Origin of the sequence: Azospirillum lipoferum 4B (assembly GCF_000283655.1) — a bacterium.
GTDB lineage: Bacteria > Pseudomonadota > Alphaproteobacteria > Azospirillales > Azospirillaceae > Azospirillum > Azospirillum lipoferum_C.
On record NC_016622.1, the window covers coordinates 513,100 to 535,489 of the forward strand.

A 22,390-nucleotide genomic window follows, 5' to 3' on the forward strand; every position below is an offset into this window, starting at 1 on the left:
TCCCACAAGGGGAGAGGGGCTTCGTCGGCAAACAATCCAATATGCGATTGCCCTGCTCTTCACCCGTACCGCAGCAGTCGCGTGCCGTTGGCCTTCAGCCAGGCCCGCGGCAACTCGACATCCCGACCGGCGGTCAGGCTGGCGCACAGCGCCCAGAAGCGCGGGGAGTGGTTCATCTCGCGCAGGTGCGCCACCTCATGGCCGACGACATAGTCCAGCACCGGTTCCGGCGTCAGGATCAGGCGCCAGGAGAAGGAGAGCCGGCCGGTCGACGAACAGCTGCCCCAGCGGCTTTTGGTGTCGCGGATGGTGACGGCGGCGACGCGGGCGCCGATGGACGCGGCCTTGACGCGGGCGCGGGCCGCCAGTTCGCGCTTCGCCTCGGCGGTCAGGAAATCGCGGACACGGCGGGCCACATGTTCCGGCTGGCCGCCGACCAGCAGGGCGCCCTCCTCGATCCGGGTCGGGCCGCGCAGGCCGGGGTCGTGGCGGATCACATGCTCGACGCCCAGATAGGGCACGCTGGCCCCGTCGGCGAAGGGCAGGGAGGGCGGCATCGCCGCCAGACGCGCCCGCAGCCAGCCGTCATGCCGGCCGACGAACTGGCGGGCGTCGGTCTCCGACACGCCGACCGGGACGACAACCTGCACCAACCCGCGCCCGGCATCGACGCGCAGGGTCATGCGTGTGGCGCGCGTGCTCTCCCGCAGTTCCAGCGGAATCGGCAGGCCGGAAATCTCCAGCGCCCGCGGCGGCTGGGGCGGCCGGGCGGCGGAACGCTTGCGTTTGCGCAAGAGGGCGGGGAGGGAAGGGCGGCGCTGCACCATGCCGTCTTATAGCGCGGCTTCGGCCATATGCGGAAGCGTCCTCCCACCTCGACGGTAAAGGAGTTCCGGCACAGCCTCGGCTTAAAGCATTAGGGCCTTCGAACGAACCATAGGCTATGGGGTCGACTGAGGTCACATTTGACACGATCGATCGGAGCACAAGATAAAGCAGAGGTAACGCGGTGGTCCCACGATCCCCGTTTTCCCACAGTTCGAAACGTCTTTTTTTCTTTCTTCGGTCCTCCCCGCAGTTTTGCCGAGTACATGCAAATGACTCTCATCCAAGGACAGGCGCCGAGCCGCGCGGACTGGTTCGACGCCCTGCTGTCGGCCAACGACGCCCCCCATGCGTTGCTTGGCGAGGACGGGTGCGTGCTCGCGGCGAACCGCGCCTTCGCCGACGCTCTTGGACTTGTCCAGGATGCGGTGGAAGGGCGAAGTCTGGCGGAGGGCGGGCTGCCGGCGGGGGCGGTGGACGCGCTCGACGCGCTGCGGCGCCAGGTGCTGGCGACCGGCATACCGGCCAGCTGTGCCGGACCGTTTCCCGGCCTTGGGCGGGCCGTGGCATTGACCCCGGTGCGGGATGCCGGCGGCGCTATTCGCGCGGTGGCGCTGATCGCCGACGCCGGCGCTGCCGCCCTGGCGGAGGCGCGGGCGGAGGCTGCGCAGGCGCGTGCCGATGCGGAGCGCGCCCGCACCGCCAAGGGCAAGTTCCTGTCGGCGGCCAGCCATGACCTGCGCCAGCCCTTTCAGGCGATGCACCTGTTCCACCATCTGCTGATCGGCCGGCTGACCGATCCGACCTCCATCGAGCTGGCGAACAAGCTGGAGCAGGCCATCGTCGGCGGCGAGACCCTGCTGCGCGCCCTGCTGGAGGTATCGGCGCTGGAAGCCGGGCTGGTCACCGCCAAGCCGCAGACCTTCCCGGTCGACGAGCTGCTCGCCAAGATGCTGGAGGAGTTCGGGCCGGAGGCGGAGGCCAAGGGGCTGCGCTTCAACGTCCGTCCGCTCGATGCCCAGGTCACCAGCGATCCCGCGCTGATGGAACGGCTGCTGCGGCCGATCCTGGCGAACGCCCTGCGCTATACCCTGAAGGGCGGCATCCTGCTGGCGGCGCGGCGGCGTGGTGACGCCCTGCGCATCGAGGTGTGGGACACCGGCGTCGGCATCGATCCGGCCAACCATGGCGTGATCTTTGAGGACTTCCACCAGCTCGGCAATCCCGGCCGCGACCGCAAGCAGGGGCTGGGGCTGGGTCTCGCCATCGTGCGGCGGCTGTCGCAGGTGCTGGGGCACCCGGTGACGCTGCGCTCCAGGCTCGGCAAGGGCTCGGTCTTCGCGGTGGAGGTCCCGCTGACCGTTTCCAGCGGCGACCGGTCGGGCGACGAGTCCGCCGACAGCGAACCGGAGCCGGCCGCCGGACCGTCGGCTTCCGCCGCTCCGGCGAAGGCCGGCACGGTGCTGGTGATCGAGGATGACGCCATGCAGCTGGAAGGAATCGGCATGCTGCTGCGCGGCTGGGGCTATGCCGTCATCCCCGCCCGCGGCATCGTCGAGGCCTGCGCCGAGCTGGACAGTGCCGCCACCGCTCCGGACCTCGTGCTGTCCGACCTGCGCCTGTCGGGGCTGGAGACCGGCATCGACGCCATCCAGGCGGTGCGCGCCCGCTGCGGCCGGCGCGTGCCGGGCGTGATCGTGACCGGCGATACCGACCCCGACCGGCTGCGCAGCGTCGACCGAAGCGGCCTGCCCCTGGTCCATAAGCCCTGCGATCCCCGGGCGCTGCGCCGCCTGCTCTGCTGCTGCATGAACGCGGATGCCGGACCCGCTCCGAATGGCGGGAACCGGCCGGATGCCCCCTGTTCGCGTTAGCCTTTCCGCGCCGACGCGTTTTCGCTCTGCAACATTCCGGCCGACAGCTTTCCCGCGCCATCGAACTGTAATGCGGCGTCTTGACAGACCCGGCCATGCGTGGGCAGTGTGACGCTTAGTGCAACCAAACAATTTCGGAAGCGATCATCCGGTTATCGGTGCTTTTCGCAAGCGCAAACAGATGGCCGACACATGGCCGTATGCGCCTGCCACCAAAACTTCACGAAAGCGTCGCGGGACGGCAACCCAATGCCCTCATGACAACCGCGAACCATACCGGGACAGGGAGACCCACCGCATGTTGACCCGCCGCAAGCTTGCCCTCCTGACGGGCGCCGCCACCACCACCGCGCTGCTGTTCGCCGCGCTGCCGGGCTCCGCGCTGGCGCAAGGCAAGACGGTGATCGATTTCTGGCATGGCCTGCCGCAGCCGCTGGGCGGTCAGCTGGAACAGGTCGTCAAGGAGTTCAACGACAGCCAGCAGGCGGTGCAGGTCAACGCCTCCTACAAGGGCGCCTATCCCGAGACGATGCAGGCCGCCATCGCCGCCTTCCGCGCCGGCAACGCGCCGCACGTCGTCCAGATGTTCGAGGTCGGAACCGCTACCATGATGGCCGCCGGCCCGGCGGTGAAGCCGGTCTACCAGCTGATGCAGGAGACGGGGGCGGCCTTCGACGCCAATGCCTATATCCCGGCGGTGAAGGGCTACTACTCGTCCACGGACGGCAAGATGATGGCGCTGCCGTTCAACAGCTCCAGCACCATCATGTTCTACAACAAGGACGCCTTCCAGAAGGCCGGCCTCGACCCGAACAAGCCGCCGGCGACCTGGCCGGAGATGATCGAGGCGACGAAGAAGCTGAAGGCCTCGGGCTCCACCTGCCCCTTCACCACCTCCTGGCCGGTGTGGGCACAGTTCGAACAGCTGGGCGCCATCCACAACACGCCCTTCGCCAGCCAGGCCAACGGCTTCGACGGGCTGAACGCCGAGCTGAAGATCGACGCCCCGCTCTACGTCAAGCATGTGCAGACGCTGATCGACATGCAGAAGGAGGGGCTGTTCAAGTATGGCGGCCGCGACAACAAGCCGGACGCCCTGTTCCCGTCGGGCGAATGCGCGATGATCCACGGCTCGTCCGGCCTGCGCAGCCGCATCATGAAGGAGGCGACCTTCGCCTGGGGTGCCGCCCCGCTGCCCTACTGGCCGGAATTCGCCAAGGACGGCCCGAAGAACAGCATCATCGGCGGCGCCGCCTTCTGGGTCATGACCTCGCCCAAGCGCACGCCTGCCGAATACAAGGCGGTGTCGCAGTTCTTCAGCTACCTCGCCCGGCCGGAGGTCGACGCGAAGTGGCACATGGACACCGGCTATGTCCCGGTGACGATGAAGGGCTTCGAACTGACCAAGGCCCAGGGCTATTACGAGAAGAACCCCGGCGCCGACGTCCCGGCCGCCCAGCTGACCCGCACGCCGACCACCGAGAACAGCATGGGCCTGCGGCTGGGCAACCTGCCGGAAATCCGCAACATCATCCAGGAAGAGCTTGAGAAGGCCTTCCAGGGCCAGCAGGACGCCAAACAGGCGCTGGACTCCGCGGTAAAGCGCGGCAACGCCGTGCTGCGCAACTTCGAGCGCGCCAACAAGGGTTGATCGGCTGAGCGACCCCAGGATCCCCTCTCCCCCCGCTCACGCGCAAACTTCGTTTGCGCTGACGCGACAGGCGGACCTCCGGTCCGCCGAAAGCGGGGAGAGGGTTAGGGTGAGGGGGATGCGCGGCGTGGCTTTACAAGAATTGTGGCGCTTCGATCTTCCCCCAATCCACTCCATGCCTCCCCCTCACCCCGACCCTCTCCCCGGGGGGTGAGAGGGGGATAAGGCGGCCCCCAAACGTTACGCACAACCCACGAAAGACCATCCTTTGCAGCGTCGCGTGACTTTCGACAACCGGCTGCTGCCCTACCTGCTGCTCGCGCCGCAGGTGGCGGTGACGCTGGTGTTCTTCATCTGGCCGGCGGCCCAGGCGGTCTGGCAGTCGGTGCATCTGCAGGACGCCTTCGGCATCCGCAGCGAATTCGTCTGGTTCGAGAACTTCGAACATGTGCTGACCGACCCGAACTATCTCGACACGCTGAAGGTCACCGTCGTCTTCAGTGTCGCGGTGACCGTGCTGTCGATGGGCACGGCGCTGTTGCTGGCGGTGCTGGCCGATTCCAAGATCAAGGGTGCGCGCGCCTACAAGACGCTGCTGATCTGGCCTTACGCCCTGGCGCCGGCCGTCGCCGCGGTGCTGTGGATGTTCATCTTCAATCCCGACATCGGGTCCTTCGGCCGGGCGCTGAAGTCGCTGGGCTATGACTGGGACTACCGGCTGAACGGCGGGCAGGCGCTGTGGATGGTCATCATGGCCGCCAGCTGGAAGCAGGTGGCCTACAACTTCATCTTCTTCCTGGCCGGCCTGCAGGCGATCCCGCGCTCGGTGATGGAGGCGGCCGCCATCGACGGCGCCGGTCCGGTGCGGCGCTTCTGGACCATCACCTTCCCGCTCTTGTCGCCGACCACCTTCTTCCTGCTGGTGGTCGACATGGTCTATGCCTTCTTCGAGACCTTCGGCACCATCCACGCCCTGACCCAGGGCGGGCCGGGCAAGGCGACGGAGACGCTGATCTTCCGCGTCTACCATGACGGCGTGGTCAACAACGACCTCGGCGGATCGTCGGCCCAGTCGGTGATCCTGATGGTGATCGTCATCGCTCTGACGGCGGTGCAGTTCCGCTTCATCGAGCGCAAGGTCCATTACGCATGAAGCCGACCCGATTCATCGACCTCGTGCCGCACATCGTGCTGATCGTCGGCGTGCTGGTCTTCGCCTATCCGATCTATGTGACGCTGATCGGCTCCACCTGGGATTCCGGCACCATCGGCCGCGGCGGCCTGCCGCTGTGGCCGGGCGGGGAAGGGGTGGACAATTACGCCCAGGCCTGGGCGGGCGAGGCGGGGGCGCGCGCCAAATACACGCCGGTGCGCACCATGATGCTGAACAGCCTGATCATGGCGCTGGCCATCGCGCTGGGGAAGATCGCCATCTCGATCCTGTCGGCCTATGCGGTGGCGTTCTTCCGCTTCCCGCTGCGCATGGCCTTCTTCTGGCTGATCTTCATCACGCTGATGCTGCCGGTGGAGGTGCGCATCATCCCGACCTACAAGGTCGTCGCCGACCTCGGCCTGATCAACACCTATGCCGGGCTGGCGATTCCGCTCATCGCGTCGGCCACCGCGACGCTGCTGTTCCGCCAGTTCTTCCTGACCATTCCCGACGAGTTGCTGGAAGCGGCCAAGATCGACGGGGCCGGGCCGGTGCGCTTCTTCATCGACGTGGTGCTGCCGCTGTCGCGCACCAACATCGCCGCCCTGTTCGTCATCCTCTTCATCTATGGCTGGAACCAGTATCTCTGGCCGCTTCTGGTCACCAGCAGCGGTGACATGGAAACCATCGTGACCGGCATCACCAAGATGATCGGCACCGGCGAATCGGCCAACGACTGGAACCTCATCATGGCGACCACGGTGCTGGCGATGCTGCCGCCCGTGGCGGTGGTGGTGTTCATGCAGCGCTGGTTCGTCAAGGGTCTTGTGGACAGCGAAAAGTAAGACGCGGACGAAGGAAAGAAGAACAATGGCAACCGTTGAAATCCGCGACGTCCGCAAATCCTACGGGCCGGTCGAAGCGATCAAGGGCATCGACATCGCGATCCGGGACGGCGAATTCCTCGTCCTGCTGGGGCCGTCCGGCTGCGGCAAGTCCACCCTGCTGCGCATGGTCGCCGGGCTGGAGGGCATCACCGGCGGCGAGATCGCCATCGGCGGGCGCGTGGTCAACCATCTGGAACCCAAGGACCGCGACATCGCGATGGTCTTCCAGAACTACGCGCTCTACCCGCACATGACGGTCTTCGACAACATGGCCTATGGCCTGAAGATCCGCGGGATCCCCAAGACGGAGATCCGCGCCCGCGTCGACAAGGCGGCGGAAATCCTGGAGTTGGGCCGCTTTCTCGAGCGCCGGCCGAGCCAGCTGTCGGGCGGCCAGCGCCAGCGCGTCGCCATGGGCCGCGCCATCGTGCGCGAACCCGCCGCCTTCCTGTTCGACGAGCCGCTGTCCAACCTGGACGCCAAGCTGCGCACCCAGATGCGGGTGGAGATCAAGCGGCTGCAGGACCGGCTGCGCATCACCAGCCTCTACGTCACCCACGACCAGGTGGAGGCGATGACGCTTGCCGACCGCATCCTGGTGATGAACCATGGCGTCGCCGAGCAGATCGGCACGCCGCTGGAGGTCTACCAGCGCCCGGCCAGCCTGTTCGTCGCCGGCTTCATCGGCTCCCCGCCGATGAATGTTCTGGACGGCCGCATCGACGACCGCGGCGAGGCGGTGCTGCTGCCCGGCGGCCAGCGTCTCACTTTGCCGCAGCCGCGCCCGACCGACGCCGGCCGGCCGATCAAGCTGGGCATCCGCCCGGAGCATATGGCGGTCGCGGCGGACGGCTTCTCCATCGAGGTGGAACTGGTCGAGGCACTGGGGGCCGACACGGTGGTCTATGGCCGTCTGCCGGACGGCGAGACACTGCTGGTCCGCATGGCCGGCATCCCCACCGTGCGCGAGCGCGACCGGATGACAGTCGCCCCGCAGGACGGCGCCCTGCACCTGTTCGACGCGGTGACCGGCCGCCGGGTGGAGTGAGATAGACGCCGCCTACCGCCGAGTGAATCCCCTCTCCCCGGGGGGAGAGGGGGACTGTGGCACCCCTCAGAAATCCGAACAGCGTCCCTTGAACTCCCAGTCGCCGTAGCGGGTCGGCTCCGGTCCCTTCGGGCCGCCGATCTCGCCGGGCTTCTGCTCGGGACCCTTCGTCTCCGTGGTGTCCGGAGCGGTCTGGTCGGTCGCCGGTTCGGCGGCGTCCTGCTGGGGCTTGGTCGGTTCGGTCATCATGTCCATCACGAAACTGCGGGCATCTTGAACGCGGGCTCGGATCGGGCCCATATCTCGGGCAACGCTTGGAGCGGGGCGGGAAACCCCGCTTCGGCCCATCCTGAACCGATATGGCGATCATGACCAGCTATCTGAAGACCACCATTCTCCTTGCCGGCCTGACGGCGATCTTCATGGCGGTCGGCTTCCTGCTGGGCGGCAAGACCGGCCTGATCGTCGCCTTCGTCGTCGCGCTGGGCATGAACCTGTTCAGCTACTGGAATTCCGGCGACATGGTGCTGTCGATGTACGGCGCCCGCGAGGTCGACGGCTATTCGGCACCGGAGTTCCACGGCATCGTCGCCCGGCTGGCGGAACGCGCCGGCCTGCCGATGCCGCGCGTCTACATCATCCAGAACGACCAGCCCAACGCGTTTGCCACCGGCCGCGATCCGGAGCATGCGGCGGTCGCCGCCACCACCGGCCTGCTGCAGCGCCTGACGCCGGAGGAAATCGCCGGCGTGATGGCGCATGAGCTGGCCCATGTGAAGAACCGCGACACGCTGATCATGACGATCACCGCGACCATCGCCGGTGCGGTGTCGATGCTCGGCAATTTCGGCCTGTTCTTCGGCGCTTCCAACAGCGACGAGCGCGGCGGCAACCCGCTGGGCATGGTGGGGGCGATCCTGGCCGCCATCCTCGCTCCCATCGCCGCCACTCTGGTGCAGATGGCGATCAGCCGGACCCGTGAGTTCGAGGCCGACCGCATCGGCGCCGAGATCTGCGGCCGTCCCAACTGGCTGGCCGACGCGCTGACCAACATCCACAACAGCGCCAACCACATCCCCAATTATCAGGCGGAGGCGCACCCGGCGACCGCCCACCTGTTCATCGCCAACCCCCTCAGCGGCGCCAGCATGGCCAGCCTGTTCTCCACCCACCCCGACATGGGCGAGCGGGTGGCGCGGCTGCGCGCGATGGCGGCCCAGACCGGCGGCTTCGGGAGTGGCGGTTTTGGTGGCGGCTTCGGTGGTGGCCACACCCCGCCGCGGGATGGCCGCTCGCCCTGGGGCGCACCGCCGCAGGGTAGCGGCCAGGGCGGCTTCATGCCGCAGAACCGCCGCGGTCCCTGGGGCTGATCTCCGAAGCGGCCGCTGTTAAAGGATTGCGCGCCGGACGGGTGGACGACTAACCTTCCGGCCAGTGCTCAACCAAGACGGCCGCCAGGGGAAGCTTCCATGTCCGAAGTCGCGAAATACCGCCTTGTCACCCGTTCCGATTTCGATGGGCTGGTCTGCGCCGTCCTGCTGAAAGATCTGGGCATCCTCGACGAGATCAAGTTCGTCCATCCCAAGGACATGCAGGACGGCAAGATCGAGATCACCGGCCGCGACATCACCACCAACCTGCCTTACGTCGAGGGCGCCCATCTGGTGTTCGACCATCATCTGTCGGAGACCATGCGCGTCGGCGAGAAGGCGAACCACATCATCGACCCCAAGGCGCCCTCCGCCGCCCGTGTCGTCTATGACTATTACGGTGGGAAGGAGCGCTTCCCCAGCATCTCCGACGAGATGATGGCGGCGGTCGATCAGGCCGACTCGGCGCAGTACCAGCGCGAGGACATCCTCAACCCCACCGGCTGGACCCTGCTGAACTTCATCATGGACGCGCGCACCGGTCTCGGCCGCTTCCGCGAGTTCCGGGTGTCGAACTACCAGCTGATGATGGACCTGATCGACTACTGCCGCAGCCACAGTATCGAGCAGATCCTGGAACTGCCCGACGTGAAGGAGCGGGTGGAGCTCTACACCCAGCATGCCGAGCTGTTCGTCGACCAGCTGAAGCGCTGCGCCACCGTCCGCGGCAACGTCGTCGTGCTCGACCTCCGCAAGGAGGAGACGATCTATGCCGGCAACCGTTTCATGATCTACGCGCTGTTCCCCGACACCAACGTGTCGATCCATGTGCTGTGGGGCCTGAAGCAGCAGAACACCGTGCTGGCCTGTGGCAAGTCGATCCTGAACCGCAGCTCCAAGACCGACATCGGCCCGCTGATGCTGCAATATGGCGGCGGCGGCCATCAGGCGGCCGGCACCTGCCAGGTCGACAACGACCGTGCCGAAGAGGTACTTGAGGCCATCGTCGCCCGCATGCGGGCGGACGGCTGACACCTCACCGACCGGGTCCTGAGCGATTGAGCGCCTTTCCTCCCTTCCCCGACGGCACCCTGTTCGACGCCGGCTGGCTGTCCGCCCTGTCCGACGAGGTGCCGCGGGCCGAGGCGCTCGACCGCGCCCGCCCGGTGGTTGCCGACGCCATCGCCCACACCGGCGCGGCCGGGGCGGCGGCTCTGGCCCGCATCGACGCGCTGGTGGCCGGGGCGGTGCTCGACGCCATTCCGGCTCTGCTGGCGGCCGAGACCGATGAGTTGCCGGAGGCCGCCGCGACGGCGGAACGCTCCATCCACGACCTGATGAGCCGCGTTGCCTACAAGCGGCGGGAACTGATGCCGCTGTTCCCGGAGCTGATCGAGCGGGTCGCCGCCGTCCATGCCGCGGCGGTGCAGGCCTGCGGCAATGCCCGCTGGCGCTTGATGGCGGCGCGCGCCCGGACGCAGCCGGGCCGGCCGTCCAGCCCGATCCAGGGGTCCGGCACCCGCTATGTGAAAAGCGACCGTTTCGACGCCCGCGCCGTCGAAAGCCTGCCCGCCATCGACCGCACCCGCGCCGACCGCATCCTGAAACGGCTGGGCGAGGCCCCGGTGCCGGACGAGTTGGAGCTTCGCCCGCTGGATGACGGCGACGATCTCTGGACCATCAAGGCCGGCGGGACCAGCCGCTTCATCCTGCGGGTCGAGCGCGACCGGCGGGGGCCGTTCTACATGGTGGAGGATGTCGGGCCGCAGGCGGCCGGGCAAATCACCGTCTAAATCCCCGCCACGCCCCACAGCAGCAGCGCCACCAGCCCGACCAGCAGCAAGGCGGCAACGGCCGATAGAGCGAGCGCTCGCCCGATGTCGGCGGGGGTGACGCGGGCTCGGCCGTCGCCGATCCAGCTTTCGGTGATGACGACGCCGCCGTCGCGGTGCGGGCCGCCCAGCGCGAGGCCCAGCGCGCCCGCCATCGCTGCAATCGGCCAGCCCATGTTCAGCGACGGATGCTTGCGTGCGTCGCTGCGCAGCGTGCGGAAGGCGCCGCTGGCCTTGGCGGTGCCGATGAAGGGGGCGGCGAGCGCCAGCAGCAGGCCGGCCAGCCGGGCGGGCAGGGCATTCAGTGCATCGTCCAGCGTCGCCGCAGTCGATCCGAAGCGGCCATGGCGGACGCCGGGGCTGCCGAGTGCCGCGTCGGCGCCGTCCATCGCGGTCCAGACGAACAGGCCCGGCACGCCGAGCAGGGCATAGGCGAAGACCGGCGCCACCAGCTTGCGATTGAAGGCACGGGCCGCAGCTTCCACCGCCGCGCGGGCGATGCCGTGCTCGTCCAGGCCATAGACATGGCGGCGGGTCAGCGACTGGATCGCCTCCTGTCCGGGCACCACGCCGCCGCTCTCCAGCGCGCGGCGCACCGCCCGCACGCGGGTCCAGGCCGCCCGCCCGCGCAGGCCGCAGAGCAGGGCCAGCAGTTCCAGCATCCAGCCGCGGCCGATGGAGCCGACCCATTCGACCGCCAGCCCCGCCGCCACGGCGACGAGCAGCAGCGCCAGCACCACCAGCGCCCCGCGGAACAGCTGCGCCGAGGCGCCGCGCTCCGCCCGGTTCAGCCGGGCATCGGCCGCGTTGCAGAAGCGACGCGACAGCCCCGCCGGGTCGGGCAGGATGCGGTCCAGCCAATCGCCGAACAGCGCGTCGATTCCCAGCGCCAGCAGCAGAAGCAGCAGCGGGCCGGGACCGCCGAATGCCGAACCGAACATGGCGTCTCCGCGACTAGATGATGTGCATCAGCGCGCGCCGGCTTGGCGCAGCAGGGTGCCGACGCGGGCGTTGCGGCTTTCCTGCGCCCAGTTCAGCGCGGTGCGGCCGGTGAAGTCGGAGCGGTCGACCTTGGCGCCGGCCTTCAGCAGCCGCTCCACCACGTCGGCGCGTCCGGCGCGAGCGGCGACCATCAGCGGGGTCATGCCTTCGCGGTTTTCCATATCGACCTTGGCGCCCTTCTTCAGCAGCAGGTCGATCAGCTCCGGGTTGCCGCTTTCGGCCGCGGCCAGCAGCGGGGTGTTGCCGGCCTTGTCGGCGCGGTTGACGTTGGCGCCGCTGTCCAGCAGCAGGCCGGCCATCGCCGGGCTGGACCGGTCCACCGCCGCCAGCAGCGCGGTCTTGCCGTGGATATCGGCCTGGTTGGGATTCTCGCCCCGCAACAGGGCGCCCTTCACCTTGGCAACGTCGCCATCGTTGACCGCCTGCATCAGTCCGGTGTCCTGGAACAGGCTGATCTGGGCGAGCGCCGGAGCGGCGGAGCCGGCGGACAGGCCGGCGGCGAAGAGGGTGGCGAGCAGGAGCCGCTTCATGGCGGGGTCCTTCCTTGACAGCAGGGGTGCCGGATACTAGCCAAAAGACGGGCGCCTTTGCCAGAACGGCCTTGCCTTGCCGGCGAATGGGTCGCATCCGCGCCGCATCCGCCTGGGGAACCGCCATGCTCCGCAACCCGCTTGCCCGTCACATCGCGCTTTTCCTGTTGGTGAAGGCCGTGCTGATCGGGCTCGGCCTCTGGTGGTTCCTGAGTGCCATGCCGGAGCCGCGCGGTGCCGTGCCGCCGCCCGCCGCGGCTGCCCGCTCCTGATCGAACGGCTCATCGGACGCCCTGGCAAAAGCATGGGCGGAACCTTGGCCCCGCTTTGCGGTTGGATCCGGATTGTACGGACATCCTGCGAAGCGAAGGGGTGGAGGCATGATCGAGAGCCGCGACCAGAACCCGACCACAATCGATTCCAGCGCCTGGACCGGAGACAGCGGAGGGACGACGGACGCCACGGTGCGAGAGGCGGTGGCGATTCTCGACAGCCGCGAGTCCCTGCAGAAGGCCATCGACGACCTGACGCTGGCCGGTTTCCAGCGCCATGAGCTGAGCCTGCTGGCCAATGACGAGACGATCCGCGAGCGGCTGGGCAGCGTGCCGGGCGACGTCGGCAGCCTTGCCCACGATCCCGACGCCCCGCGGCAGGCCTACATCTCGCCGGAGGACATCGGCAGCGGCCAGGGTGCCGCCGTCGGCTTCCCCGCCTATGTCGGCGCCATCATCGCCACCGGCGCCATCCTTGCCACCGGCGGAACCGCGCTTGCCGCCGCCGCGGCTGCGGCTGCCGCCGGGGTGGGCAGCGGGGCCGCCGGCTCCTTCCTGTCGCAATGGATCACCGACAAGCGCAACGAGCCAATGCTGCAGCATCTCGACAAGGGCGGCATCCTGCTGTGGGTCAATGTCGGCGACGCCGCCCGCGAACGCATCGCGCTGGAGGTGCTGAACCGCCACGCCATCCACCCGGCCGAAGTCCACGACGTGCGGCAGACCGGGTCGACGTAAGCATGGGAGTCCTCACCCCCGCCGGCCGCGGCGGACCAGGGCCTCGGGGGTGAAGTCCTCCGGCTTGAGCGGCGCGTCGAACTGCGGCGGCGGCAGGCCGTTGTCCATGCCGCGGGCGACATAGCGGTCGGCGGTCAGGTCGAAGGCGAACTCCACCGTCGGGACCAGGACCGGGACCTGCCAATGCGGGATCGGATGCGCCTCGGCGTAGCGCAGAAGCTCGCCCTTGCCGTTGTAATGCTCCGACGCCAGGATCTGCCAGCTGTCCTCGTCCAGGTAATAGGTGCGGTCGGGCAGGGCGTGCTGGAAATTCGGCTTCAGCCTTGCGTCCACCACCCAGACCCGATGCATCTCGTACCGCAGGAATTGCGGGTTGGGATGGCCCGGCCACAGGATATCCCGCGCCGTCAGGCCGGGGTTGGTCAACCGTTGGGCGTTGTAGGGCATGTACATTTCGCGCCGCGTCACCAGCGTGAAGTCGAAGCGGTCCAGCGCGCCGCTGAACATGTCCAGCATGTCGGCGGTGCAGATGCCGCCCGTCACCGGGTCCGGCGTGTCATAGGCGAAGTCGGGCGCCCGCACCACCCGGCCGCGTTCGCCCTCTCGCGCCCAGGCGCGGGTCCGCGCGGCGATGGGGTCGAGCGTCGACTGGACGATCAGGCTGTTTCCCGCCTGCTCGCGGGGTTCCAGGACGGTGCGGCGGTAGAGCAGCGGCGGTGCCGTGGCATCCCCGGCGGCGTAGGGAGAGAGGAAATCCTCGCGCAGCCGGGTTCCGGACCGCGAGCCGTCGCCGGACTGGACCATGGTCAGGCTGGTGCGCGTCACCCGCTCGCCGCGCCAGCGCAGCTTGTGGTTCCACATCGCCTGCAGCCCGTTGGTGGGGATAGGGAAGGGCACGCCGACGGCGGCATCGCGCAGGATCAGGCCGTTCGCCCCCAGCGAGGCCCGGTCGGCGTTCGCCATCGACGCGTCATAGATGCGCTGCGGAGCGGCGGCGCTGCGGCGGCAGGGGAACAGCGCCAGCTCGAAGCTTTCCGGGTATTTTTCCAGCAGCGCCTGTTGCCCGGCGGTCAGCCGGATCTTGTAGCGCTCCACATCGGCGGCGCCGACGGTGAACCAGCGGACATCCTCGATATAGGGATCGGGGGAGGGGCGATCGGGCACATAGCCGCGCGGCGCCTGGGTCAGCCCGCCGGTCCAGGGCGGGATCGCCCGCGTGCGGTTGCCGGCGCGCACCGCCCCGAAGGGTGTCAGTTCCTCGCCCAGCCGCGGCACGCCGACATCCGCAGGGGCCTCTTGGGCGGTTGTATCCTGGGCCCGCACCGGCGACGCCGCCGTCGCCACCGTGGCGCCCAGCAGAAGGCCCAGCGCCTCCCGCCGGCTGGGATGGCAGGTGACCGGATCGTTCATCGTGCCGAACTCTCCGCTTCGGCCAGTTCCTTGCCGATGGCCTCGCAGGTGGCCGCGAAGCTGGCGCGCAGCCGGTCGGCCGCCTCCGCCAGCTGGGAAAGCGGCGCGCCCTCCGCGGCGGCCTGTTCCAGGACACGGGCGGCCTCCGCCAGCGGCTTGGCGCCGGCATTGCGCGAGGAGCCTTTCAGATTGTGGGCGCAGGCCCGCACCCGGTCGCGATCGCCCTTGCCCAGCGCCGTATCCAGATCGGCGACGATCCCGCGGCCGATGGTGACGAAGTCGTCGAGCAGTTCCGCCAGCATCGCCGCATCGCCGCCGCACAGCGCCCGCAGGCTGCCGAGCTCGATCAGTGCGTCACCGTTGGCCGGCGGCGGTGCAGGCGGTGGCGGTGCAGGCGGTGGCGGAACGCTTTCCTCCGCATCGGGCGAAACCGGTGCCGGCGGCATCCAGCGGGCGAGGGCGACGGCCAGTTGCGACAGCTCCAGCGGTTTGCTCAGCACATCGTCCATGCCGGCGGCGCGGTAGCTCTCGACGTCGGCGGGGGCGGCGTTGGCAGTGATCGCGACGATCGGCAGGCGGGCGCCCAAGCCGGAATTGCCGATATCCGCTTCGGCGGCGCGGATGCGCCGGGTCAGCTCGAAACCGTCGATCTCCGGCATCTGGACGTCGGTGAGCAGCAGGGCGTAGCGGCGCCGGCCCTGGCGCATGGCGTCCAGGGCGGCCAGCGCCTCCGCTCCGCCCGGCGCCATCTCCGCGGCATAGCCCAGCGCCTGCAGCTGCATCAGCAGAACCTTGCGGTTCACCGGATTGTCTTCCGCCACCAGGATCAGGCGCCCCTGGGCCATCGCCTCCTCCTGACTGGGCGCGGCGGGCGCGGAAGGTTGCGTGGTGCCGGTGCGGCGGCCGGCGGCGGGTGTGGCAGGGGCAGCCTCAGGGGAGCAGGCAGGGGCGGCGGGCAGGGGAACCGGCCGCCCGGCGGCGGCGGCCACCGCGCGCAGCAGCACCAGCCGGCGTATCGGGCGGCTCAGCACCACTGTGCCGGGCTCGGCGCCCCGCGTGCCGGGACGGGAGGTGGCGGACGCCTCTCCCCCCGTTTCGTGGCAGAGCAGGACCACCGGCGGCCGGGGTTCGCCGCTGCGGCGGCCGAACTCGTCGGGTGCGCAGGCCGCGGCGGGAACATGCAGCGCCTCGTCGATGGTGACGACGCCGACGGCGCATCCCGCCTCCCGCGCGATGCGGGCCTGGGTCGCCAGTTCGGGTGGGGAGGCGGCGGGCAGCACGCGGGCGCCGGCCTGTTCCAGATAGCGGGCGAGAAAGCCGCGCTCGGTGTCGTCGGGCACGCCCAGCAGCACCGTCAGGCCATCCAGTCCGATGGTGTCGCTGCCGTTCTCCGCCGGGGCGGGTGCCGCCGTGCGGGCCAGCGGCAGGCGCAGCCAGAAGGTGGAGCCGGCGCCGGGCTCGCTTTCCACACCGATCTCGCCGCCCATCAGCGCCGCCAGCCGGCGGCTGATCGACAGCCCCAGTCCGGTGCCGCCGAAGCGCCGGGTGGTCGAGCTTTCCGCCTGGGTGAAAGGCTGGAACAGGCGCTGGCAGGTGGATTCGGCAATGCCGATCCCGGTGTCGCAGACGGCGATGCGCAGCAGCGGCTCGGCGTCGCCGTCCGATGTAGCGGTCTCCAGCTCCGCGCGCAGGACGACGCGGCCGGTCTCGGTGAACTTGATGGCGTTGCCGGCGAGGTTGAACAGGATCTGGCGCAGCCGCACCGGATCGCCCAGCAATGCCTGCGGAATTGCCGGGTCGACATAGGTCAGCAGCGCCAGCCCCTTCGCCCCGGCGGCGGGCGCCAGCGTTTCCGCCACCCCTTCGACCAGTGCCGGGACCGACAGCGGAACCCGCTCCAGATCCATCTTTCCCGCTTCGATCTTGGAGAAATCCAGGATGTCGTCGATGATCCGCAACAGCGCGCTGGCCGATTCGCGCATGGTGGCGACGGTGTCGCGCTGGTGCTCGTCCAGGTCCGTCCGTTCCAGCAGGCCGAGCATGCCGAGCACCCCGTTCATCGGCGTGCGGATCTCGTGGCTCATGGTGGCGAGGAAGGCCGACTTGGCCTTGGTCGCCTCCTCCGCCTGCTCGCGGCTTTCGCGCAGCTCGCGCGTGCGTTCCGCCACGCGGGTTTCGATGGATTGGATCTGGTCGAAGGCGCGCAGCGCCGCGATCACGGCGGTGAACAGGCTTTCCGCCGACAGGTCGGCCTTCGGCTTGTAGTCGTTGATGTCGTAGTCGACGATCACGTCGCGCTGCGGCGCCTGTCCCGGCTGGCCGGTGCGCAGGATGATGCGGACGTCGCGGTTGCCCAGGTCGTCCCTGATCCAGCGGACCAGCTTCAGGCCGGAATCATCCTCCTCCATCACCACGTCCAGCAGGATCACCGAGATGTCGCGGCGGTGTTCCAGCACTGCGCGGGCATCCGCCGCGGTGAAGCAGCTGACGAGCTCCAGCCGCCGCCGCTGGAAGGCGACGTCGGCCAGCAGCAGGCCGGTCATCGAATGGACGTCCGATTCGTCGTCCACCACCAGGATGGTCCAGGGCGGGGCGGCCGGGTCATGCGCCGGCGCCCGCTCGACCGCCGTGGCGCCGGAGCGATCCGAAAGGCCCTCCGCCTCCTCGTCGGCGAACAGGATCTCGTCGTCGTCAAAGGCGGCGCCGGTGCTCATGCGGGGTCGGTCTCCAGCGGGACGGGCGTCGGAAGGTGGGACGGCTGCGGCTGCGCCGGGGGGTGCGCGGCCGGCTGCGGGTTGGCGGCGGTCCGCGGAATGCGCAGGGTGAAGGTAGTTCCATCGCCGGGAACGCTGTCAACCGAGATCCGCCCGCCGAGCGACTGGGTGACGAGGTTGAAGACGATGTGCAGCCCCAGCCCGCTGCCGCCCGACCCGCGCCGGGTGGTGAAGAAGGGCTCGAACACCTTGGGCAGATTTTCCGCCGGAATGCCGACGCCGTCGTCGGCGAAGCGGATCTCCACCTCGTCGTCCGGTATCTCGTCGACGTCGATCACCATGTGCCCCTTGCTGTCGACCGGGAAGGCATGGGTCAGGGCGTTCATCACCAGATTGGTCACCACCTGGCTGAGCGCGCCGGGGAAGCTGTCCATCAGGATGCCGGGCGAACAGGCGATGGCGACGCGGTGGCGGCTCTTGCGCAGGGTGGGGCCGAGCGAGGTCACCACCTCCTCCAGATAGGCCAGCAGGTCGAAGCGGCGCCGCTCCTCGCTGGTCTGGTCGACGGCGACCCGCTTGAAGCTCTGGATCAGTTCGGCGGCGCGGGTCAGATTCTGCTCGATCAGGCGGGAGGATTCGCTGGCGGTGGCCACATAGGCGGCCAGCTCGGACTTCTTCATCGTCCCGCGCTCGAACGCCTCGGCCAGGGAGCCGGTCCGTCCCGACAGATGGGTGGCGCAGCCGAAGGCGATGCCGATGGGCGTGTTGATCTCGTGCGCCACGCCAGCGACCAGCAGGGCGAGCGAGGCCATCTTCTCCGCCTGGACCAGATTGGCCTGGGTCTCCTTCAGGTCGGCATAGGCGCGCTCCAGCTCCTGCATGGCGTTGAAGATTTCCTCGGCCGACCGCGCCTCCACCGTCACGTCGGTCAGGGTGCGGACGAAACCGCCCTCCGGCAGCGGGTTGGTGCGCACCTCCACGATGCGGCCGTCGGGGCGGCGGCGCTTGAAGGTGAAGGGCTGGTCGATGGTGCCGGCCGGCTCGTCGAGTCGCCCGCCGGGGCCGCCGCCGGAACCACCGCCGGGACTGCCGTCGAGCCCGCCGATTCCGTAGCTCAGATACAGGTCGGGGTCGTCGCCCATCTCGCCGAATTCGCCCTGGCGGCGCTGAAGGGCGACCACGTCGGCGAAGCGCGGACTGCCGGCCAGCACGTCCGGCGGGATGTTCAGCAGTTCCGCCGCGCGGCTGTTCGCCATCACCACGCGCCCGTCGCCGTCGACCTTGAGGATGCCCTGGTCGGTGTTGTCCAGCGTGACCTGCAGGACGTTGCGCTCATGCGCCAGGTCCAGCTCCGCCCGCACCCGTTCGGTGACGTCGGACATGGTGCCGGTCAGCCGCCGGGCGCGGCCGTCGGGATCGCGCTGTGCGGTGGCGCGATCCTCGATCCAGGCCCAGCGGCCATCGCGCCGGCGCATCCGGTAGACCGCGGTGTAGGCCATGGCCCGGTCGCGCAACCGGCGCCGCGAATCGGCCATCACCCGTTCCGCCTCGTCCGGATGCAACAGCGAGGCCCAGGTCTCCGTCGTCATGGTCAGCTCGTTCGGCCCGTAGCCGAGCAGGGCGGGGAACTCCTTCGACCACCAATACAGCCCGGTCCGCAGGTCGTAATCCCAGACCGAGGAGCGCGTGGCGGTGATGGCCAGTGCCAGCCGCTGCTCGCTCTTGCGCAGGGCGGCTTCCTCCTGGCCCAGCCGGGCGAGCATGGCGTTGTGCGCCTGGATCACCCGGCCGAGCTCGTCCGAGGCGCGCCAATCCACCGGCTGCAGCCCGCCGCCGCGTTCCGATTCCAGGATGGAGGCGATCAGCCGCCGAAGCGGCCGTCCCACCGTCAGCCGAAGCGCCGCCAGCGCCGCCGCGATGGTGCCGGCCAGCATCAGCAGAAGGAGGACCGCGGTGTTCACCACCTCCTGCCGCAACTGTTCGCGCGCGACCTTGTGATTGTAGTGCAGGGTGATGGTGCCGACCTGGAGGTTCTGTACCCGGATCGGGCGCCGTTCGATGTCGGCGTCGCCGCTCAACGGGCAGCTCGGCCCCGGCCAGGCGAACAGCCCGTCGGCCAGATCGTCCGTCACCTCGACGCAGACCAGCTCGCGGTTGGCGCCGATGGCCTGGATCACGTTGCGGATCGCCTGGACGTCGAAGGTCCACAGGTTGTTGGACAAGGCCGCCGCATTGATGTCGGCGATGGTCGCCACCTTGGCCCGCAGGGCCGCCTGCAGATCCTGGTAGCGGTCGTAGAAGAACAGGGCTGAGAACAGCGAGACGGTGACCACCAGGCTGGGCACCAGGATCAGCAGGAATTTTGCCGATACCGCCGGCACGCGCCGCCACGCCTCAGCGATCCTGGTCATGCACTGCCGTTCCGGACGTTCGTTTGTGCGGCACGCAGCGCGCGTGCGCCCATCCAGACGTTCTACCCCGTTGCGGACAGCGCGTCCATGGGGGTGAATCCGGGGGCATCGCGCAGGGAAAAGTGTCGCGCAAGGGTGAAAGGCGCCGTCCGGACGGCATCCGAGCTTGAGGGGAAGCCCGGCCTTGCACTACTGTGCATAGGCAAATGTCGGGTGTTTCGCGCGCATTCGTATGAGGGCTGTCAGGGCTGCACGCGCAGGGCCGGTCAGCGACCGATGGGTGAGGGAAAGTTATGGAATTCAAGACGATCAGAACCGAAGCGGTGCCCGAGATCCGGCTGTCCGGACGGATGGAGTTCACCGACCACGACCGTCTGGTCGAAATCGTGACCGAGCTCAACGAATTGCGGGCCAGCCGGGTCGTGCTCGACCTGTCGCAGCTTGAGTTCATCGACTCCGCCGGTCTCGGCATGCTGCTGATCCTGCAGGAAGAGGCCGAGAGCCGGAACACCAAGCTGATCGTCCGCGGGGCGGCCGGCGATGTGAGGCGGTCGATCGAGCTCGCCCGCCTGTCCGAGATCATCACCTTCGAACATTGAACATCCGGCAGCCGGTCTCCAGCGGCCGGCAGCACAGGTCCCTTGCACTGGGGAGATTGCCGCCATGGACGCCGTCCTTCCCGACAGCCCGGCCGAACCGGCGCTCCGTGCCTTCAGCGTGCTGCGCAACCGCGTGCCGGCGGACATGGCCGCCCGGATCTTCTCCCGCTTCGACGGCACCGGGGTCGGGACCGAAGGCCTGCCTGCCGACGCGGAGGCCGCCTGTCCGGCGGTGGAGGCCCAGCTGCTGGAACGGGCGGACCGCGACCGGCTGCGCGCTGCCTTCGATCGCAGCCCCTTTCTGACGGTCGAGCTGGGGGAGGGAACCGACGAGTGCGCGGCCCTGCTGGACGACTGGTCGGGGGCGCCGGCGGCGGAGCATCCGCGCCTGCCCGGATTCTACCTGTCGCTGACCACCGGCAGCGCCTATGGCCTGCAATGCCCGGTCCTGGTCTGCGACGAACTGGTGCGGCGCGGGGCGCTCGATCCGCAACGCCGTTCCAACGTGGAGCTCTGCCTGCACGAAGCCGTCGCCAACGCCATCGTCCACGGCAACCTGGGCCTGTCGAGCGCGGTGAAGGGCGAGCCCGGCGGCTATCGCCGCTTCGGCGAGATGATGCGCGACCGGCTGGGCGACCCTGCCGTGGTGCGGCGGCGGCTGGACATCTTCTGCCGCTGGACCGATCACAGCATCGCCATCGCCGTGGTCGACCAGGGCGGCGGCTTCGACACCGAACTGGCCCCGGCGATCACCGGCAACAAGGCGCGGTCGGGCCGCGGCTTCGTCTTCATGCGCACGCTGGCTTCCCGCGTGACGGTGACCGACGGCGGGCGCTGCACCGTCCTGCAGTTCGACCGCTGACGGAGGACGCATGCCCGTGCCTGCCCTGTCTCTGTCGGATTGCCGCGTCCTGATCGTCGACGACAACGAATTCAACCGCAAATCGCTCGCCCTGGTGATCCGCCGCGCCGGCATCACCGACATCGCCTTCGCCGAGAACGGGCGCGAAGGGCTGGCGGCGGTCGACCGCTTCCGCCCCGACCTCGTGCTGCTCGACGTCGACATGCCGGTGATGAACGGCTGGGAGATGTGCGAGGCGTTGCGCCGCAACGCGACGCATGAGGAGCTGCCGGTGCTGTTCCAGACCGCGCTGGACAGCGACGAGGAGCAGGTGCGCTGTTTCGAGGCGGGCGGCAGCGATTTCATCTCCAAGCCGATCAAGCCCGGCGAATGCGTCGCCCGCGTCCGCCATCAGTTGGAGAAGCGCAAGCTGTTCAACGATCTCGCCGCCTTCCGCGAGCGGGTCCAGCGCGAGCTGTCGCACGCCCGCGCCATGCAGACCTCGCTTCTGCCGGAAAAGCGGCGGCTGGCCGAGGTGGCCGACCGCTATGGCCTGACCCTGGACGCCCATTTCGAGACCTCGTCGGAACTGGGCGGCGATTTCTGGGGGCTCTATCCGCTGGGCGACCGGCGGCTCGGGCTTCTGATCGTCGATTTCGCCGGGCACGGCATCACCGCGGCGATCAACACCTTCCGTCTGCACACGCTGATCGACCGCTTTCCCATGCACCATGTGGCGCCGTCGCAATGGCTGGCGCAGCTGAACGCCGCGCTGAAGGACGTGCTGCCGACCGGACAGTTCGCCACCGCCTTCTTCGGCATCCTCGACCTTGCCACCGACACCTTGACCTTCGCGGCGGCGGGCTCGCCCAACCCGGTGCTGGGCACGCCGGCCAGCACGAAGGGCGATGGGCCGGACATCCGGCTGCTCGATTCGGCCGGTCTGGTGCTGGGCGCCTCGCGCCGGGCACACTATGTCGACCGCAGCTTGCGCCTGCCGCGTGGCGGCTTCCTGTTCCTCTACAGCGACGCGCTGATCGAATGCGGCGGCGACGAACACGGCCCGCTGGGGCAGGACGCCGTGCCCGATTTCGTTCGCGAGGCGCTGGCCAAGGATCGTGCACACCCGCTCGGCCCGATGATGGACAGCTTCTATGCCCGCACCCGCCTGCCTCTGCGCGACGACCTGACCGCGGTGTGGGTCGCGAGAAGAGCGTGAAAGGGGCGGGGGTA

Annotated in this window: 20 protein-coding genes; 13 read left to right on the plus strand and 7 right to left on the minus strand. The window is 69.0% G+C overall.

Annotated features, from left to right (window positions below; translation table 11 throughout):
- Positions 1 to 59 precede the first annotated feature (59 nt).
- Positions 60 to 827: a M48 family metallopeptidase gene (locus tag AZOLI_RS02385; RefSeq protein WP_014246976.1), complete on the minus strand. Its 768-nt coding sequence runs from the start codon at positions 825 to 827 to the stop codon at positions 60 to 62.
- Between the two features lie 270 nt (positions 828 to 1,097).
- Between AZOLI_RS02385 and AZOLI_RS02390 the strand changes: the two genes are divergently transcribed.
- The 5 genes from AZOLI_RS02390 to AZOLI_RS02410 all read left to right on the plus strand — a co-directional run bounded on the left by AZOLI_RS02390 (position 1,098) and on the right by AZOLI_RS02410 (position 7,438).
- The gene (locus tag AZOLI_RS02390) at positions 1,098 to 2,699 is read left to right on the plus strand and encodes an ATP-binding response regulator (RefSeq protein ID WP_014246977.1); all 1,602 of its coding nucleotides are present in this window, start codon (positions 1,098 to 1,100) and stop codon (positions 2,697 to 2,699) included.
- A 298-nt stretch (positions 2,700 to 2,997) separates the two neighbouring features.
- Positions 2,998 to 4,350 carry a sn-glycerol-3-phosphate ABC transporter substrate-binding protein UgpB gene (gene ugpB, locus AZOLI_RS02395; RefSeq protein ID WP_014246978.1) on the plus strand — a complete coding sequence of 451 codons (1,353 nt, stop codon included), beginning with the start codon at positions 2,998 to 3,000 and terminating at the stop codon, positions 4,348 to 4,350.
- A 268-nt stretch (positions 4,351 to 4,618) separates the two neighbouring features.
- On the plus strand, positions 4,619 to 5,503 hold the full coding sequence (gene ugpA / locus AZOLI_RS02400; RefSeq protein WP_014246979.1) for a sn-glycerol-3-phosphate ABC transporter permease UgpA: 885 nt from the start codon (positions 4,619 to 4,621) through the stop codon (positions 5,501 to 5,503).
- Positions 5,500 to 6,348 carry a sn-glycerol-3-phosphate ABC transporter permease UgpE gene (gene ugpE / locus AZOLI_RS02405; RefSeq protein WP_014246980.1) on the plus strand — a complete coding sequence of 283 codons (849 nt, stop codon included), beginning with the start codon at positions 5,500 to 5,502 and terminating at the stop codon, positions 6,346 to 6,348. Before ugpA ends, ugpE begins: the two co-directional genes overlap by 4 nt.
- A 25-nt stretch (positions 6,349 to 6,373) precedes the next feature.
- Positions 6,374 to 7,438: a sn-glycerol-3-phosphate import ATP-binding protein UgpC gene (locus AZOLI_RS02410; RefSeq protein ID WP_014246981.1), complete on the plus strand. Its 1,065-nt coding sequence runs from the start codon at positions 6,374 to 6,376 to the stop codon at positions 7,436 to 7,438.
- A 66-nt stretch (positions 7,439 to 7,504) separates the two neighbouring features.
- On the opposite strand, the gene AZOLI_RS02415 is transcribed toward AZOLI_RS02410, so the two are convergent.
- The gene (locus AZOLI_RS02415) at positions 7,505 to 7,693 is read right to left on the minus strand and encodes a DUF1674 domain-containing protein (protein WP_014246982.1); all 189 of its coding nucleotides are present in this window, start codon (positions 7,691 to 7,693) and stop codon (positions 7,505 to 7,507) included.
- A 104-nt stretch (positions 7,694 to 7,797) separates the two neighbouring features.
- On the opposite strand from AZOLI_RS02415, the gene htpX reads away from it, so the two are divergent.
- The 3 genes from htpX to AZOLI_RS02430 all read left to right on the plus strand — a co-directional run bounded on the left by htpX (position 7,798) and on the right by AZOLI_RS02430 (position 10,601).
- A complete protein-coding gene (gene htpX / locus AZOLI_RS02420; RefSeq protein ID WP_014246983.1) occupies positions 7,798 to 8,808 on the plus strand; it encodes a zinc metalloprotease HtpX in 1,011 nt (336 codons plus the stop codon).
- A gap of 99 nt (positions 8,809 to 8,907) precedes the next feature.
- Positions 8,908 to 9,840, plus strand: coding sequence for an exopolyphosphatase (locus tag AZOLI_RS02425; protein ID WP_014246984.1), 933 nt, complete (start codon positions 8,908 to 8,910; stop codon positions 9,838 to 9,840).
- A gap of 26 nt (positions 9,841 to 9,866) precedes the next feature.
- On the plus strand, positions 9,867 to 10,601 hold the full coding sequence (locus tag AZOLI_RS02430; protein WP_014246985.1) for a hypothetical protein: 735 nt from the start codon (positions 9,867 to 9,869) through the stop codon (positions 10,599 to 10,601).
- Here the strand turns inward: AZOLI_RS02430 and AZOLI_RS02435 are convergent.
- Together AZOLI_RS02435 and AZOLI_RS33570 are read right to left on the minus strand one after the other, a co-directional pair.
- Positions 10,598 to 11,581, minus strand: a complete 984-nt coding sequence (locus tag AZOLI_RS02435) for a cobalamin biosynthesis protein (RefSeq protein ID WP_014246986.1) — start codon at positions 11,579 to 11,581, stop codon at positions 10,598 to 10,600. The genes AZOLI_RS02430 and AZOLI_RS02435 overlap by 4 nt on opposite strands.
- A gap of 27 nt (positions 11,582 to 11,608) precedes the next feature.
- Positions 11,609 to 12,172, minus strand: a complete 564-nt coding sequence (locus AZOLI_RS33570; protein WP_014246987.1) for an ankyrin repeat domain-containing protein — start codon at positions 12,170 to 12,172, stop codon at positions 11,609 to 11,611.
- A gap of 125 nt (positions 12,173 to 12,297) precedes the next feature.
- Between AZOLI_RS33570 and AZOLI_RS32845 the strand changes: the two genes are divergently transcribed.
- Both AZOLI_RS32845 and AZOLI_RS02445 read left to right on the plus strand, forming a co-directional pair.
- Positions 12,298 to 12,444: a hypothetical protein gene (locus AZOLI_RS32845; RefSeq protein WP_014246988.1), complete on the plus strand. Its 147-nt coding sequence runs from the start codon at positions 12,298 to 12,300 to the stop codon at positions 12,442 to 12,444.
- Between the two features lie 108 nt (positions 12,445 to 12,552).
- The gene (locus AZOLI_RS02445) at positions 12,553 to 13,182 is read left to right on the plus strand and encodes a hypothetical protein (RefSeq protein WP_014246989.1); all 630 of its coding nucleotides are present in this window, start codon (positions 12,553 to 12,555) and stop codon (positions 13,180 to 13,182) included.
- 12 nt (positions 13,183 to 13,194) lie between these two features.
- Here AZOLI_RS02445 and AZOLI_RS02450 read toward each other — a convergent pair whose 3' ends face one another.
- The 3 genes from AZOLI_RS02450 to AZOLI_RS02460 are packed head-to-tail and all read right to left on the minus strand — an operon-like array spanning position 13,195 to position 19,717.
- Positions 13,195 to 14,592 (minus strand): DUF1329 domain-containing protein, encoded by a 1,398-nt coding sequence (locus AZOLI_RS02450; protein WP_014246990.1) that lies wholly within the window; start codon positions 14,590 to 14,592, stop codon positions 13,195 to 13,197.
- Entirely contained in the window at positions 14,589 to 17,306 is a 2,718-nt protein-coding gene (locus tag AZOLI_RS02455; protein WP_014246991.1) for a response regulator, read from the minus strand. The genes AZOLI_RS02450 and AZOLI_RS02455 overlap by 4 nt, the downstream gene beginning before the upstream one ends.
- Positions 17,303 to 19,717, minus strand: coding sequence for an ATP-binding protein (locus AZOLI_RS02460; protein ID WP_014246992.1), 2,415 nt, complete (start codon positions 19,715 to 19,717; stop codon positions 17,303 to 17,305). The genes AZOLI_RS02455 and AZOLI_RS02460 overlap by 4 nt, the downstream gene beginning before the upstream one ends.
- A 293-nt stretch (positions 19,718 to 20,010) precedes the next feature.
- On the opposite strand from AZOLI_RS02460, the gene AZOLI_RS02465 reads away from it, so the two are divergent.
- From AZOLI_RS02465 to AZOLI_RS02475, 3 genes are all read left to right on the plus strand, one after another.
- The gene (locus AZOLI_RS02465) at positions 20,011 to 20,316 is read left to right on the plus strand and encodes an STAS domain-containing protein (RefSeq protein ID WP_014246993.1); all 306 of its coding nucleotides are present in this window, start codon (positions 20,011 to 20,013) and stop codon (positions 20,314 to 20,316) included.
- Positions 20,317 to 20,380: 64 nt separating this feature from the next.
- Positions 20,381 to 21,178 carry an ATP-binding protein gene (locus AZOLI_RS02470; RefSeq protein ID WP_014246994.1) on the plus strand — a complete coding sequence of 266 codons (798 nt, stop codon included), beginning with the start codon at positions 20,381 to 20,383 and terminating at the stop codon, positions 21,176 to 21,178.
- A 10-nt stretch (positions 21,179 to 21,188) separates the two neighbouring features.
- The gene (locus AZOLI_RS02475) at positions 21,189 to 22,376 is read left to right on the plus strand and encodes a PP2C family protein-serine/threonine phosphatase (protein ID WP_014246995.1); all 1,188 of its coding nucleotides are present in this window, start codon (positions 21,189 to 21,191) and stop codon (positions 22,374 to 22,376) included.
- The last annotated feature ends 14 nt before the right edge of the window (positions 22,377 to 22,390 follow it).